Annotated in this window: 16 protein-coding genes and 2 pseudogenes; 16 read left to right on the top strand and 2 right to left on the bottom strand. The window is 64.7% G+C overall.

What is annotated here, in order from left to right; all coding sequences use genetic code 11:
• The first annotated feature begins 120 nt into the window (after positions 1-120).
• From FJ942_RS21870 to FJ942_RS21860, 3 genes are all read left to right on the top strand, one after another.
• On the top strand, positions 121-738 hold the full coding sequence (locus FJ942_RS21870) for an XRE family transcriptional regulator (RefSeq protein ID WP_140898900.1): 618 nt from the start codon (positions 121-123) through the stop codon (positions 736-738).
• A gap of 124 nt (positions 739-862) precedes the next feature.
• Positions 863-1,567 (top strand): SDR family oxidoreductase, encoded by a 705-nt coding sequence (locus FJ942_RS21865; protein WP_140557856.1) that lies wholly within the window; start codon positions 863-865, stop codon positions 1,565-1,567.
• A gap of 93 nt (positions 1,568-1,660) precedes the next feature.
• The gene (locus FJ942_RS21860; RefSeq protein WP_140685688.1) at positions 1,661-2,719 is read left to right on the top strand and encodes a Gfo/Idh/MocA family oxidoreductase; all 1,059 of its coding nucleotides are present in this window, start codon (positions 1,661-1,663) and stop codon (positions 2,717-2,719) included.
• A gap of 16 nt (positions 2,720-2,735) precedes the next feature.
• Here FJ942_RS21860 and FJ942_RS21855 read toward each other — a convergent pair whose 3' ends face one another.
• A complete protein-coding gene (locus FJ942_RS21855; RefSeq protein WP_140898897.1) occupies positions 2,736-3,383 on the bottom strand; it encodes a DUF922 domain-containing protein in 648 nt (215 codons plus the stop codon).
• A gap of 241 nt (positions 3,384-3,624) precedes the next feature.
• On the opposite strand from FJ942_RS21855, the pseudogene FJ942_RS21850 reads away from it, so the two are divergent.
• The 7 genes and pseudogenes from FJ942_RS21850 (at position 3,625) to FJ942_RS21820 (ending at position 8,190) form a co-directional block, all read left to right on the top strand.
• A pseudogene (locus tag FJ942_RS21850) lies at positions 3,625-3,911 on the top strand (GIY-YIG nuclease family protein).
• A 216-nt stretch (positions 3,912-4,127) separates the two neighbouring features.
• Entirely contained in the window at positions 4,128-4,580 is a 453-nt protein-coding gene (locus FJ942_RS21845) for a GNAT family N-acetyltransferase (protein ID WP_140500024.1), read from the top strand.
• A 148-nt stretch (positions 4,581-4,728) separates the two neighbouring features.
• On the top strand, positions 4,729-5,928 hold the full coding sequence (locus FJ942_RS21840) for a PLP-dependent aminotransferase family protein (protein ID WP_181169999.1): 1,200 nt from the start codon (positions 4,729-4,731) through the stop codon (positions 5,926-5,928).
• Positions 5,929-6,038: 110 nt separating this feature from the next.
• The gene (locus FJ942_RS21835) at positions 6,039-6,419 is read left to right on the top strand and encodes an ester cyclase (protein ID WP_140898892.1); all 381 of its coding nucleotides are present in this window, start codon (positions 6,039-6,041) and stop codon (positions 6,417-6,419) included.
• Between the two features lie 11 nt (positions 6,420-6,430).
• Positions 6,431-6,595 (top strand): annotated as a pseudogene (locus FJ942_RS21830) (PLP-dependent aminotransferase family protein); the annotation flags it as partial.
• A 115-nt stretch (positions 6,596-6,710) separates the two neighbouring features.
• On the top strand, positions 6,711-7,508 hold the full coding sequence (locus tag FJ942_RS21825; RefSeq protein ID WP_140898889.1) for a hypothetical protein: 798 nt from the start codon (positions 6,711-6,713) through the stop codon (positions 7,506-7,508).
• Positions 7,509-7,641: 133 nt separating this feature from the next.
• Positions 7,642-8,190, top strand: a complete 549-nt coding sequence (locus FJ942_RS21820) for a YbhB/YbcL family Raf kinase inhibitor-like protein (RefSeq protein ID WP_140898886.1) — start codon at positions 7,642-7,644, stop codon at positions 8,188-8,190.
• A gap of 131 nt (positions 8,191-8,321) precedes the next feature.
• Here the strand turns inward: FJ942_RS21820 and FJ942_RS21815 are convergent, their stop codons facing one another.
• Positions 8,322-8,792 carry a nucleoside deaminase gene (locus FJ942_RS21815; RefSeq protein ID WP_140898884.1) on the bottom strand — a complete coding sequence of 157 codons (471 nt, stop codon included), beginning with the start codon at positions 8,790-8,792 and terminating at the stop codon, positions 8,322-8,324.
• 218 nt (positions 8,793-9,010) lie between these two features.
• On the opposite strand from FJ942_RS21815, the gene FJ942_RS21810 reads away from it, so the two are divergent.
• From FJ942_RS21810 to FJ942_RS21785, 6 genes are all read left to right on the top strand, one after another.
• A complete protein-coding gene (locus FJ942_RS21810) occupies positions 9,011-9,628 on the top strand; it encodes a hypothetical protein (RefSeq protein WP_140898882.1) in 618 nt (205 codons plus the stop codon).
• Between the two features lie 35 nt (positions 9,629-9,663).
• The gene (locus FJ942_RS21805; protein ID WP_140898880.1) at positions 9,664-10,749 is read left to right on the top strand and encodes a D-alanine--D-alanine ligase family protein; all 1,086 of its coding nucleotides are present in this window, start codon (positions 9,664-9,666) and stop codon (positions 10,747-10,749) included.
• A gap of 73 nt (positions 10,750-10,822) precedes the next feature.
• Complete coding sequence (locus tag FJ942_RS21800) at positions 10,823-11,245, top strand: VOC family protein (RefSeq protein WP_140500011.1); 423 nt, start codon at positions 10,823-10,825, stop codon at positions 11,243-11,245.
• Positions 11,246-11,453: 208 nt separating this feature from the next.
• Positions 11,454-11,813 (top strand): SPW repeat protein, encoded by a 360-nt coding sequence (locus FJ942_RS21795; RefSeq protein ID WP_140500009.1) that lies wholly within the window; start codon positions 11,454-11,456, stop codon positions 11,811-11,813.
• 190 nt (positions 11,814-12,003) lie between these two features.
• Entirely contained in the window at positions 12,004-13,377 is a 1,374-nt protein-coding gene (locus FJ942_RS21790) for a nodulation protein NfeD (protein ID WP_246679879.1), read from the top strand.
• Positions 13,374-14,138, top strand: a complete 765-nt coding sequence (locus tag FJ942_RS21785) for a slipin family protein (protein WP_140623014.1) — start codon at positions 13,374-13,376, stop codon at positions 14,136-14,138. Before FJ942_RS21790 ends, FJ942_RS21785 begins: the two co-directional genes overlap by 4 nt.
• Positions 14,139-14,460: the final 322 nt, after the last annotated feature.

Below are 14,460 nucleotides of genomic sequence, written 5' to 3'. Positions count from 1 at the left end.
AAAATAATTTCTTATCCAGTCAATGTTTAGCGTATAAGAAAATTATCGGCGTTGTTGATGACGGCGGGAAGTTCAATTACCTAGGGGTGGAGCGGCGCGATCCCGCGGCATGGAGCTGATATGTCGGAGCAACCGAAGCTGCGTGATTGCCTGCGCGGCTTGAGGAAGACGCATGGCTGGACCCTCCAGGAGGTGAGCAGGCTCACCGGGGTCGCGGTGTCGACGCTGTCCAAGGTCGAGAACGACCAGATGTCGCTGAGCTACGACAAGCTGCTGCAGATCTGCGAAGGGCTCGGCATCCATGTAACGGAACTGCTCAGCGGTGACCGCAAGCAGCCGGCGGCGCGCACCCGCCGCTCCGTTACCTCACCGTCCAACACACTGCGCCAGCTGACCCGTAATTACGACTACCGGTACCTGGCCACCGACCTGGTGCGCAAGCGCATGGTGCCGATCCACGCCTTTGCGCGCGCCCGGACGCCCGAGGAGTTCGGCCCGCTGACGAAACATGCCGGCGAGGAATTTTTGATCGTGCTCAAGGGCGAGATCGAACTGCACACCGACCAGTACGCGCCGGTGCGGCTGAAACAGGGCGAGAGCGTCTATATCGATTCCACCATGGGCCACGCCTACCTCTCGGTGGGCGAGGGCGACGCCGAAATGCTGTGCGTCTGCTCCGGCGACGAGCCCGACATGGAAGGCACGCTGCTCAGCGTGCTGGAGACGGTCGAAGGCTAGGGCGGTTGGCGCGTCGCATTTTTCTGCAGGTCGGTTCAGCCTTTCTGGTTCGAAGCGGCCGACGAAACCGGCTATATGACCGCTGAACCGCAACTCCCGCCAACCCCCTTGAGAGGAAAACCCAATGAGTTCAGAAAAAGTGGCTGTCATCGTGGCGGGCGGCAGCGGCATGGGGGCGGCAGCGGCCAAGCGGCTGGCGGCGGACGGGTTCAAGGTCGCCATCCTGTCTTCGTCCGGCAAGGGCGAGGCGCTGGCCAAGGAACTGGGCGGCATCGGTGTCACCGGTTCCAACCAGTCGAACGAGGATCTGCGGCGCCTCGCGGACCTGACGCTGGAGCACTATGGCCGCATCGACGTTCTGGTCAACAGCGGCGGCCACGGGCCGCGCGCGCCGATCCTGGAGATCACGGACGAACAGTGGCACGCCGGCATGGACGTCTACCTGCTCAACGTCATCCGGCCGGTGCGCATCGTGGCGCCGCAGATGGTCAAGCAGAAGGCCGGCGCCATCATCAACATCTCGACCGCCTGGGTGGTGGAGCCGAGCCCGATGTTCCCGACTTCAGCGGTGTTCCGCGCCGGCCTCGCCGCCTACACCAAGATCTTCGCCAACACCTATGCAGCGGACAATGTGCGCATGAACAATGTGCTGCCCGGCTGGATCGACAGCCTGCCGGCGACGGAAGAACGCCGCGACTCCGTGCCCATGCAGCGCTACGGCACGTCGGAAGAGATCGCCGCGACCATCGCCTTCCTGGCTTCGGAAGGCGCCGGCTACATCACCGGCCAGAACATCCGCGTCGACGGCGGGATCATTCGCGCTATTTGAGGCGGGTCCGGGAGGGGAGGCCTGTCCGACGCGCGCCGCGGAGGGGTCCGGCATCCCGCCTGGCGCGACGACATCTCGCACCAAGGAGGAAAAATGCGGCTTCTGATACTTGGCACCGGCTGGATGGCGCAGGAACATGCACGGCAATTCAGCGCCATCGATGGCGTCGACATTGTCGGGGCCGTCGACCTCGATCCGGCGCGCGTCGGCGAATTCGCCGACGGCTTCAACATCCCCAACCGCTTCACCGCGCTGGACGAGGCGCTCAAATGGGGCGCTTTCGACGCCGTGGCCAATGTTACGCCGGACCGCATCCACCACCCGACCACCATGCAGCTGATCGCCGCCGGCAAACCGGTGCTGTGCGAGAAACCGCTGGCCGAGAATTTCGGCAAGGCGATCGAGATGGCCGAGGCCGCCGAGAAAGCCGGCATCGTCAACATGGTGAACCTCACCTACCGCAATGTGGCGGCGTTGCAGAAGGCCCGCCGGATGGTGCAGGCCGGTGAGATCGGCACGGTCCGGCATGTCGAGGCGTCCTATCTGCAGAGCTGGCTGGTGTCGAAATTCTGGGGCGACTGGCGCAGCGACCCGAAATGGCTCTGGCGGCTGTCGCGCGGCCACGGCTCCAACGGCGTGCTTGGCGATGTCGGCATCCACATCCTCGATTTCGCCAGCTATGGCGCGGCCCTCGGCATCGGTCATGTGTTCTGCCGGCTGCGTTCCTTCGATAAGGCGCCGGGCAACCGCATCGGCGACTACGGGCTCGACGCCAATGACAGTTTCGCCATGACGGTGGATTTCTCCAACGGCGCCTTCGGCGTGGTGCATGCCAGTCGCTGGGCGACCGGCCATCTCAACGAATTGCGCCTGCGCATCTATGGCGACAGAGGCGGTCTCGAAGTGGTGCACAATCTCGACGGCTCGTCGCTCAAGGCCTGCCTCGGCGAAAATGTCGACGACGGGATATGGGAAGAGCTCGACGCCGGCACGGTGGCGACCAACTACCGGCGTTTCGCCGACGCGGTGCGGACCGGCGTGCAGGCCGAACCGTCCTTCCGCCACGCCGCCGAACTGCAGAAGGTGCTGGATCTGGCCGTGGTGTCGGACGAGAAGCGGGCGGAGCTCGCGGCGAGCGCGCAGACGCGGTGAGGGTGGCGCCTTCCTCTCAGGGACCGGTCACGAGGCCAAAAACCAGTTTTTGCAAATTGCCGCCATTGCCGAATTCGACGCGGTCGAAATCGCGGCTTGCCTGCCGCTGCGCCCGCGACAATTCGGAGAGGCGCCTGGTCATCTCGGTCCGGATCTTGGCGCATTTGGGATCGTCGGCAACGCTGAGGCCGACGGTCGCCGCCTCGATCTTGCGCACCATGGCGATGATATCGGCGCCATGCACCTTCTCATGGGCGGTGACGCCGGCGATGAAGCTGTCCCAGCTCTTCTGCACGGCCGGCGGCAGGGAGCCTGACGGCTTTGGCAAGGCATAGGTGATGATCAGCTTCGGCCTGGCCGATGCCAGCACGCAATCGCGGCCCTTGTTCTGGTAGTCCCTGGTCCAGGTCAGCTTGAAATTGGTGTAGGCGATGGTGCGCGTTTTGGCGCCGCGGATCAGCGGTCCGTTCTCGCCGATCGACCGGTAGAGCTCCTGTCCGGTCCGGCCCGAGATGGCGTAGGGCTCGATCGTCTCGACCGGCTTCCATTGGGCATGGGCGACAAGCGGCAAGGCGAGCACCGCGACCAGCGACAGGCACAGACGAACACACGCTCTCAACACCGCTCTCCGCGAAACCAGGACCGGCGCCGACGCCAATGCCATCTTGTGGCTTTTCCTATATGCTGCCGGCGGGTGCTGCAAATGTGTTGGAGGGAGGCGCTGGCGCCGTGCGGCAAGACCAGGATGGGGATGGGGTTGAAGAAGTTCCCTCGGTTCGTCATCCTAGGGCGGAGCAAGGAGCGAAGCGACGCGGCGCAGACCCTAGGATCCATGCCGTGACACCTGCCGAAGAATGCAGCGAATCAGGATGTTCTCCCAACGCATGGCCCGATAGCCCCGACACATGACCGGCTATGTCTACATGACCGCCAGCCAGAAGGCCGGCACCATTTACATCGGCGTCACAAACGATCTCGGTCGTCGTATGCCAGAACACAAGTCGGGCCAGGGTTCGCGCTCACCAGCCAATATGGCGTGCAGCGACTGGTCTGGTACGAGGAGTATTTCGATATCACGGACGCCATCCAGCGCGAGAAATCGCTCAAGCGCTGGCGGCGGCAATGGAAGGTCGAACTGATCGAAAAGGCCAATCCTGAATGGTTCGAGCTGTTTCGTGGAACAGGATGGTAGCCATTGGCCACTTCGTCCTCGGGTTTGACTCGGGGCATGTCGCGGGGCTCGGTGATCGAAATTCCGCACGGTAGCGGCGCTCCCATGTCACGGCATGGATCCCAGGGTCTCCGCGACGGAGCTTCGCTCCTGCTTCGCCCTAGGATGACGAAGATAGGGTGGGGCTTCCAAACCAACGGCCTTGCCGGCGCCGGCGCGTCGCCGTAAGTCGTGCTCATGATCACCTTCCGCAAGGCCCTGGCCTCCGACCTGCCTGCCCTCGTGGCCATGCTGGCGGACGATCCACTTGGCGCGGCCAGAGAGGATGCCTCGCTGCCGCTGGCGCAGGGCTATGTCGATGCCTTCAACGCCATCGATGCCGACCCCAACCAGTTGTTGGCGGTGGCGGTCGATGGCGCCGACGTGGTCGGCACCTTGCAGATCAGCTTCCTTGCCGGGCTGTCGCGGAAGGGCGCCTGGCGCGGTCAGATCGAGGCGGTGCGGGTCGCCGGGCACCGCCGTTCCGAAGGCATAGGCAGGCTGATGATCGAATGGGCTGTTGATCAATGCCGGGCGCGCGGTTGCGGCCTCGTCCAGCTCACCACCGACAAGACCAGAGCGGACGCGCACCGCTTCTATGAAAGCCTCGGCTTCACCGGCACCCATCTCGGCTACAAGAAGACCTTGTAGCGCAGGCGGGGCCGTCGCTTTCCGCTAAGGCGGGCGGCTGGCGCATGCGGGAAGGCTAGCAGGCCCTATTCAATTTGCGGCGAGACCAGATATAGGTCAGCTAAGTTGACCTATATTCGATGCGTCCGGGGAGGCATGCTTGACCCTTATGAACCTGTTGGCGTCGCGCTCGTCGCGCATGAAGGCCTCGGAAATCCGCGAGCTGCTGAAGCTGCTCGACCAGCCGGACATCATCTCCTTCGCAGGCGGCATTCCCGATCCGGCGCTGTTTCCGGCCGAGGCGATCCGCGACGCCTATGCCGACGTGCTCGGCGGCGGCGAGGCGGGGGCCGCGCTTCAGTACCAGGTGAGCGAGGGCTATCTGCCGCTGCGGCGATGGATCGCCGGGCAGATGGGCAAGCTCGGCGTCGCCTGCGAGGAAGCCAACATCTTCATCACTTCGGGCTCGCAGCAGGCGCTCGATTATATCGGCAAGCTGCTGCTGTCGCCCGGCGACACCGCACTGGTGACGTGGCCGACCTATCTCGGCGCGCTGCAAGCCTTCAACGCCTATGAACCGCGCTACGACCGGCTGCGGCCGGAAGGCGGTAACATGACGCCGGATGCCTATCGCGCGGCGGCGGCGGCGAATGGCGGCCGGGTCAAGTTCGCCTATCTGGTGCCGGATTTCGCCAACCCGACCGGCAACACGCTGGACAGGCAGCAGCGCGAGGCGGTGCTCGACCTTGCCGGCGAGCTCGACATCGCAATCGTCGAGGACGCCGCTTACCGGGCGCTGCGCTATGATGGCGAAAGCGTGCCGCCGATCCTGGCGCTGGACTGCGCCCGATCCGGCGGCATCGACAAGGCGCGCACGCTCTATTGCGGCTCGTTCTCGAAGATCCTGTCGCCGGGCATGCGCGTCGGCTGGGTCTGCGCGCCGCGTCACGTGGTGGAGAAGCTGGTGCTGATGAAGCAGGCTTCCGACCTGCACAGCCCGTCGATCAACCAGATGGTGATGCACCGGGCGGCCGAAGCGGTGTTCGAGGCCCAGGTCGAAAAGCTGATCGGCGCCTATCGCGAACGCCGCGACGGCCTGCTCGGCGCGCTCGCGGCCAACATGCCGGAAGGCGTGACCTGGAGCCGCCCGGAAGGCGGCATGTTCGTCTGGGTGACGCTGCCGGAAGGCGCTGACGCCACCACGCTCCTGGCGCGCTCGGTGAAGGAGGCGCGTGTCGCCTTCGTGCCCGGCAGCGCCTTCTTCGCCGATGGCACCGGGCGCAACACGCTGCGGCTGTCCTTCACGCTCGCTGACCGGCGCGCGGTGAGCGAGGGCATTCCGCGGCTGCCGGCGCTGCTCAAGGCTTAAGGCGCCGGCCAAACGACGGCGCATCGCCCCAGCGGCGAACAAACCCGGGTTGCCCTGACTTGTTGCTGGTGCAAAATAGCCTTGTGTCCACGAATGCGGGTTCATGCGCCATGACCGACCTTTCCGGTATCTACCGCGACTACATTGCCTGCCTGAACCGGCAGGACTGGCCGAACCTCGGGCAGTTCCTCGACGATGACGTGTCCCACAATGGCAGGCGGATCGGTCTCTCCGGCTACCGTGCGATGCTGGAGAAGGATTTCGACGACATTCCGGATCTTCGTTTCGATATCCGGCTGCTGGTCTGCGATCCGCCTCATGTCGCGAGCCGCCTGATGTTCGACTGCACGCCCAGGGGAAATTTCCTCGGGCTTGCCGTAGACGGCCGGAAAGTGTCCTTCGCCGAGAACGTCTTCTATGAATTTCGCGGCGCGAAGATCCGGCTCGTGTGGTCCATCATCGACAAGGCCGCCATCGAAGCCCAGCTTTGAACCACGAACCTCTCCTGGCGTGCTCGGTGAAGGAAGCGCGTGTCGCCTTCGTGCCCGGCAGCGCCTTCTTCGCCGATGGCACCGGGCGCAACACGCTGCGGCTGTCCTTCACCTTGGCCGACCGCCGCGCTGTGACCGAGGGAATTCCCAGATTGGCCAAGCTGCTGAGGAACTAGCAACCGACCGGATTCCTGGCCCCGGGGCGTCAGGCCGGCTTGTCGGCAGCCCTTGTGCGCCTGGCAAGGCGTGCGGTAAATGCGGGCGTGCCTTTGCCGGTCGAATGAGGATGTCATGGTCTCCGCAACGCCCAGAGTGACGCTGCTTCTCGGCAGCGCGCCCGACGTCGTGCGCTGCGCCGCCTGGCCGAAGGAGACCTTCGCCAGCATCGTCGCCATCAACAATGCCTGGCGCGTGCGCCCCGACTGGGACGTGCTGGTGCATGCCGGCGATTTCCCGTCCAACCGGATGCCGCCTCTGGAACCGCTGCGGCAGGCCGAGATCTTCAGCGCCGCGCATTACGTGCCGGCCCAGAATACTTTCGGCGGCTTCGTCTATGCCGGCGCCACCATGTCGCTGACAGCGGCCTATTGGGCCGTCCACAGCCAGAGGCCGGACGTGCTCGCCTTCCTCGGCTGCGACATGATCTACGACACGGCCGGCGACACCCATTTCTACGGCATCGGCCGCGCCGACCCGCTGCGCGACGATGTCACGCTGCAGAGCCTCGAGGCCAAATCCGCCCGCCTGCTCATTCATGCGCTGCGACGCGGCACGCTCTGCATCAACCTGTCGGACCTGCCGCAAAGCCGCCTGGTCTTCCCAAGGCTGTCCTTCGAGGAATTGCGGTTACTGTCCCCCGAGCGCCTCGCCGGCATGAAGATGGATGCGCGTGCGGGCATCCATCAGCATAGGGTCGAAGCGGCCGAGCAAATCGAGCGCGAGCTCGGCTATTTCTACGAGGATGGCATGTACTGGAACCATCTCGACGAAATCGACCGCGCGCAGCTAGCCGACATCGACCGGCTCTGGATCTCGGCGATCGGTCCGCCTGCGGCTGAGCCGACCGAAGAATGCAGCGCGGCGGAATAGCGCCGTCGGCAGCCCATGTCGGGAGGATCGACGGTTCCAGCAGCCCCCACCAGCAGTTTCGCGCCAAATTGCCTAATTTCGGGCCGCTTTTCGGCTAAACTTGTCGGCATCTTGGCTGGAAGTGGAGGAAGCCATGAGCTTGCGCCTCGGTTTCGCCGTGCTGGTGCTGTTCGGCCTCGCCAATCAGGCGGCGGCTTTCGAGATTTCAAGCCCGTCGGTTTCCAACGGCAAATGGGCCGAAAAATATCTCGGCGACAAGGCCGGCGGCTGCAGCGGGCAAAGCGTATCGATCGCCTTGAGATGGAAGGACCCGCCGGTCGGCACCAAGAGCTACGCGCTCACCATGTTCGACCCCGACGCCGGCGGCGGCAAGGGTTTCTGGCACTGGCTGGCCTGGAACATCCCGGCAAGCGCGAAGGGCCTGGCCGAAGGGGCGGGCTCGAAGCGCGGCAAGGGCTTGCCCAAGGGTACGGTGTTCGGCAAGGGCGGCATCGGCCGCGCAGGCTATTTCGGGCCATGCCCGCCGCCCGGCAGCGGCACGCATCACTATGTCTTCACGCTCTATGCGCTCGGCGCGCCGAAGCTGCGCGCGCCGGAAAATCCCTCTCCGGAAATGGTGGCAGTGGCCGCGAAGAGCCAGGCGCTCGGCGAGGCCAGCGTGACGTACACCTATGGGCGGTAGGCAAGACCGGTTCAGGCAATCGCCCTGGCCACCAGCGCATTGACGGCGCTGTTGGCAAACACGTTCCAAGAGATCGTTTGAATTCCGTTCCGGTGGCCATCTGGCGCTTCGCGCGCGCTTCGGCCGGCGCGTCAGCGCGTCCAGAAATCGCGGTGCGGCGCGATCAGCTCGTCCTCGATCTCGGGGAAAGGGCCAAAGACCTCGATCTTCTTCTGGCCCGAGGCGAGGACTGTGCGCGAGGGCAGGCTCATCGTCGGATTCTCGGCGTGGTCGCCGGTGAGTGCCAGGAGCTTCGTCTCCTCGAAGCCGTAGACCAGCCGGCCGATATTGGCCCAGTAGAGCGTTCCGGTGCACATCGCGCAGGGTTCACCGGTCGAGACCAGTGTGCAGGACCAGAGGAAATCCGGCTCGTAGGCAGCCGCGGCGCGCCGGGCGAGTTCCGTCTCGGCATGGCGCACCGTGTCGAGGTTTCCCTGGCGCATAAGCACGCGATCGTCCGGCCCGACCAGCACACAGCCGAACGGATGATGGCCGTGCACGGCCGCCTCGCGAGCGACGGCGTCGGCAGCACGCAGGTGGGCGAGCATCTGGTCGCGGGTCATTGCGCAATCCTAACACGACGGGCGAGGAGAGGAACCGACACCCGGCGACCGGCTTCGTAGGGCTGAGAGTGCGCCGATCGGCGGGCATTGGCAAGCTTCGCCCGGCGGGCAAAACCCGAGCGCGGGCCATCGCCTGATCAGGCGAATGAGGTTTGAAGCACTGTTCTCCGCTCTCGTATCCCTGTATACGAAATTGAAATGATCTGTTTGAGGAATTGATGAGCCCACCGCCTGGAACCGTGCCGTTTTTCAGCCAGTGGGAGACGCCCGATATGACTTTGGCCGTCCTTGCCGATGGCGCCGAGGTGGCGCTGCGGCGCGATCCGCTGTGGGAGAACTCGGGCGCGCGCACACTCGACGAATACGCGCTGTGGGCAGCCAATGTCCGCGGCATGGCGTGCCTCAAGATGATCCTGGCGGCGCGCGGCCAGATCGTGCCGACCATCGAACTGGCCAGGCGCTGCACCGGATATGGCGGTTATGTCGTCACCGAACGATCGATCAAGGGCCTGATCTACGCCCCCTTTGTCAGCTTCGTGAAGGCGGAATTCGGCCTGGAAGCGAAGGTGATGACCAGTGTCGCTACATCGGATATTCCGGCGATCCTCGGGCAGTCGCGCTTCTTCATCGCCTCGGTCAGCAGTTCGATCCGCTGGCCCGAGCGCGAGCCGCCGTCCAAGGGCGGCCATCTGGTGCTGGTCATGTCGGCATCGGATGAAGGTTTTCGCTTTCACAATCCGTCCGGCCATACCGGCGCCACACAGGCGAACGCAGTGTTGGCGGCCGCCGATTTCGATCGCTTCTTTGCCAATCGCGGCATTGCCGTCAGCATTTGATCTTGTGGGATTTCGATGAAGGACAAGGCTTTTCAATGAAGAACAAGATTAGGGTCGCCGTCCTCTATGGCGGACGTTCGGCCGAGCATGACGTATCGCGCCTTTCGGCCGCCAATGTGCTGAAGGCCATCGACCGGACGCTTTACGAGGTGGTCCCGATCGCCATTTCCAGGGACGGAAGATGGCTGCTGCAACCATCCTCCGAGGCTGGCGACGACAGAGCCGGGGCACCGGTGTCTGAGGACGGCGTGGAGGTCGCATTGTTGCCCGGTGGTAGAGGCAGGCTGGTGGCCGCACGGGGCGGCGGAGCACAGCCCGACCTGCCGCCGGTCGACGTCGTCTTTCCCGTGCTGCACGGTCCTTTCGGCGAGGACGGCTCGGTGCAGGGCTATGCCGAGGTCGCCGACGTCGCCTATGTCGGCTGCGGCATTCTCGCCTCGGCCGCCGCCATGGACAAGGATGTCGCCAAGCGGCTGCTGCGCGAGGCCGGGCTGCCGGTTGCCCGTTCCGTCACCGTGCATCGAAACGATGTCGGGCCGTTCCAGGAGATCGCCGGCGCGCTCGGCCTGCCTTTCTTCGCCAAGCCGGCGCGCCAGGGCTCGTCCTTCGGCGTCAGCAAGGTGAACGACCGGGACGGCTTCGAACGGGCCGTCGAGACGGCTTTCCGCTACGACGGCAAGGTCCTGATCGAGGAGTTCGTCGACGGCCGCGAGATCGAATGCTCGGTGCTGGAGCGAGCCGACGGAGCGCTGACCGTATCGCTGCCCGGCGAGATCATTCCGGCCGGCAAGCACGGCTTCTACACTTATGAAGCCAAATATCTCGACGCCAATGGCGCCGTGGTGAACGTGCCCGCCGATGTCCCGGCCGCCGTCGCCGACAAGGCAAGGGAGATGGCCGCGCGGGCTTTCCAGGCGCTCGGCTGCGAGGCGATGGCCCGCGTCGACTTCTTCCTGCGGGCTGACGGCTCGCTGCTGGTCAACGAGGTCAACACGCTGCCCGGCTTCACCGACATCTCGATGTATGCCAAGGCGCTGGCGGCGATCGGCATCGGCTACAGCCAGGTCATCGACGTGCTGATCGAGCACGCACTGGCGCGGCATGCCGCGCGAAAGTCCTGACGTTCGGCGCGGCATTGACGGCGGATCACGCGAAGCTAGTTAGATTCGAGCCCTTGGCGAGAGGAGAGCTTGCATGGAAGAACTGCATCGCGGCCGGCTCATCGATCATATCCAACTGGTGGTCAGGGACATCGCCGCCAGCCGCCGCTTTTACGAAGCAGTATTTCGAGTGCTCGATATTCCGATCGGCGGCAGCGCCGCCGATTATTTCTGGGCCGACGAGCTTTTCATTTCAACCGCCGATAGCCGCGCGGCTCGGGGAGAGTTGACCGGTCGCCATCACCTGGCATTCCAGGCGAAAGACCGCGCCATGGTCGATGCGTTCTATAAGGCCGGGCTGGACGGCGGCGGCAGGGACAATGGCGGGCCGGGTGAACGCCGGTACCACCCCGGCTACTACGCCGCTTTCCTTCTCGACCCGGACGGCAACAACATCGAAGCGGTGCATCACGGGGCGGCCAACCGCAGTGCTGCCTCGGTGAAGATCACCTTCTAGAATGCGCCGACAAGAGGCGGGTGGTTTTGCCTTGATGTGGCCCGTCCCGGCTTGATCCCAATTGGGTGGAGGAGCTCGATCGATGCCAAGGCGACCCGTCCGCGAGGCGGGCCTTGAAGGCCATGTGAGGCATAGTTACATCAACCATTAAGCGTGCGTTTGCACGCGAATACAACGCTTTGGCCAAGCTTCATCTATGGAGGTTGTCATGGCAAATACACTCATGGAAGGAAAGAAAGGCCAGGACTGGCTCAATCTGGTCCTTGCCGTCTGCCTGTTCATCTCACCCTGGATAATCGGCTTCGCTGCTGAAACCGCTCCCGCATGGAACGCCTGGATCGTCGGCGTCGTGCTGGGCGCGGTGGCCGTGGCGGCGCTTGCCGCCTTCGCCGAGTGGGAGGAATGGGTAGGTGTCGTTCTCGGGCTCTGGCTGATCGTGTCGCCCTGGCTGCTCAAATTCATGGCGAACACGAATGCGATGGCCACCCACGTCATTCTCGGCGTGCTGGTGGTTGCCGTATCGGGTTGGGCCGTCTGGGACGTCCGTCACCCGCACGCACATGCGTGACCGCTGACCAAGGACGGGGCCGGCGCGCGAGCGGGGCCCCTTCCGGCTTTGAACGTCTGCCCATTGCGTTTGCCGCCGGCTGCGAAGGGCAGGGTCGCCGGCTTGCAATCTGAGGCCAGGCCATGGATTTCGACGGACCCAACGCCATATCCTGCACAGCATATCCTGCGTAATCCAGGGAGTTTTGAGCGTGACCCTCGCGCGGATGGCGGTTCTGGCAGCGGCCTTCATGGCCGCCGCGGCCGCCAGTCACTCTTCCGTGACCGCGGAGGCTACGGAGAAGGTCGCGTTGCGCGTCGTGATCGACGGCGCCATCGGCCCGGCGAGCGCCAGGCAGCTCAACGAAGCGCTGGCCAAAGCCGCCGAGCGGCACGCCGAAGCGGTTGTCCTCGAGATCGACACGCCGGGCGGGCTGGTCACCTCGATGCGCGAAATGATCGCCGATATCCTTGCCTCGCCGGTTCCCGTCATCGGCTATGTCGCGCCCGCCGGCGCGCACGCGGCAAGTGCCGGGACCTATATCCTTTATGCCACCCATGTCGCGGCGATGGCGCCCGGCACCAATCTGGGCGCCGCCACGCCGGTCGAGCTTGGCGGGTTGCCGCCCCTTCCCGGTGGCGACCAAAAGGACAAGGGCGACCAGAAGAATGCCACCGGGCCTCCGGCCGGCGACCCGATGATGACAAAGGTGACGAACGACGCGGTCGCCTTGATCCGTTCGCTCGCCGAACTGCGCGGCCGCAATGCCGACTGGGGCGAAAAGGCGGTGCGCGAGGCAGCCAGCCTTTCCGCCAATGCGGCACTTCAGGCACATGTAGTCGACCTCGTCGCCCGCGACACCGCCGAGATGCTCCAGCTTGCCGACGGCCGCACGGTCGAGGTGGCCGGCAAGCAACAGGTGCTGGCGACCAAGGGCGTGGCGGTCGAGACGCTCGATCCCGGCTGGCTGATCCGGCTTCTCGCCGTCATCACCGATCCCAACATCGCCGTCGTCCTGATGCTGGCCGGCGTCTACGGCCTCGTCTTCGAGTTCACCAGCCCAGGCGCAGTGGCGCCCGGCGTGATCGGGACCATCTGCCTGCTGCTCGGGCTCTATGCCCTCAATTTGCTGCCGATCAGCTATACCGGCCTCGCCCTGATGCTGCTTGGCATCGCCTTCCTCGTCATCGAGGCCTTCAACCCGACCGTGGTGCTCGGGCTCGGAGGCGTGGCCGCCTTCCTGCTCGGCGCCGCCATGCTGCTCAAGGTCGAGGGCCCCGGCTTCGAGATGTCGTGGGCGCTCATCGGCACCGCCGCGGCGCTGACGCTTGGCCTGGCGCTGCTGGCCGGCAGCTATCTGTGGAGGGCGCGCAGGAGCCTGCCGCGTGTCGGCGCGCAGGCCATGCACGGGCTGCCGGCCAGGATCCTCGACTGGTCGGGCAGCGAGGGCCATGTGCTCGCGCAGGGCGAGCGCTGGCGGGCGAAAGCCGATGAACCGCTCGCCCCCGGCGACAGCGTCGAGGTGGCCGATGTCAGGGATCTCGTGCTGACGGTCCGGCGCAGGAACAATGGAGCAAGGCAATGATCATCGGTTACGTCGCCTACCTGGTGCTCGCCCTCATCGTGCTGATCTTCCTGTCCGCCGCCATTCGCATCCTGCGGGAATATGAGCGCGGCGTGGTCTTCACGCTCGGCCGCTTCACCGGGGTGAAGGGCCCCGGCCTCATCCTCCTCGTCCCCTTCGTCCAGCAGATGGTGCGGGTCGACCTGCGCGTGGTGGTCCAGGACGTGCCGCCGCAGGACGTGATCTCGCGCGACAATGTCTCGGTGAAGGTGAACGCGGTGCTGTATTTCCGGATCGTCGACGCCGAGCGGGCCGTCATCCAGGTCGAGGACTTCATGGCCGCGACAAACCAGCTCGCGCAGACCACGTTGCGCTCGGTTCTCGGCAAGCACGAACTCGACGAGATGCTGGCCGAGCGCGACAAGTTGAACAGCGACATCCAGGAGATCCTGGACCAGCGGACCGATGCATGGGGCATCAAGGTGTCCAATGTCGAGATCAAGCATGTCGACCTCAACGAGAACATGGTCCGCGCCATCGCCAAGCAGGCCGAGGCTGAAAGGCTGCGGCGCGCGAAGGTGATCAACGCCGATGGCGAGCAGCAGGCGGCGGCAAAGCTGGTCGAGGCCGGCAAGATGCTGGCGCAGGAGCCACAGGCCATGCAACTGCGCTATTTCGAGGCGCTGCACGACATCGCCGGCGAGCGCTCGTCGACGGTGGTGTTTCCGCTGCCGATGGACCTGCTCACGATCTTCAACAAGCAGCCGGGCGCCGGGAAATAAGCCTGGGAGGGGTTTGGCAGCCTGGCCGCGGGCCGGCGAGCTCGGGACCGGCATGATCACCCGGCGATTCCCCGAAGTTGCGATCTCCACGCCAAGCGCCGCCGGTCATTTGCTGTCAATTTTAGGAGTTTTATTCAGAATTCGGCAATATATAGCGAGCTTTTTAGCGGATTCATTGTTTTTAATTAGCTTAAGCTTTCGATATGGATTCTCGACTAGGGTGACGGCGAAATGATCGAGAGCCCTGACGGCGTGGCGGCTTGCCCTGCCTGTCAGGTAAATCGCTTTCTACAAGTCAAGCTTCGGTTGCATAAATGAGTGG

The sequence above is a fragment of the Mesorhizobium sp. B2-4-2 genome (assembly GCF_006442845.1).
Taxonomy (GTDB): domain Bacteria; phylum Pseudomonadota; class Alphaproteobacteria; order Rhizobiales; family Rhizobiaceae; genus Mesorhizobium.
The sequence above is the reverse complement of the archived record's forward strand: the minus strand, read 5'-3'. Positions and strand labels throughout refer to the sequence as shown.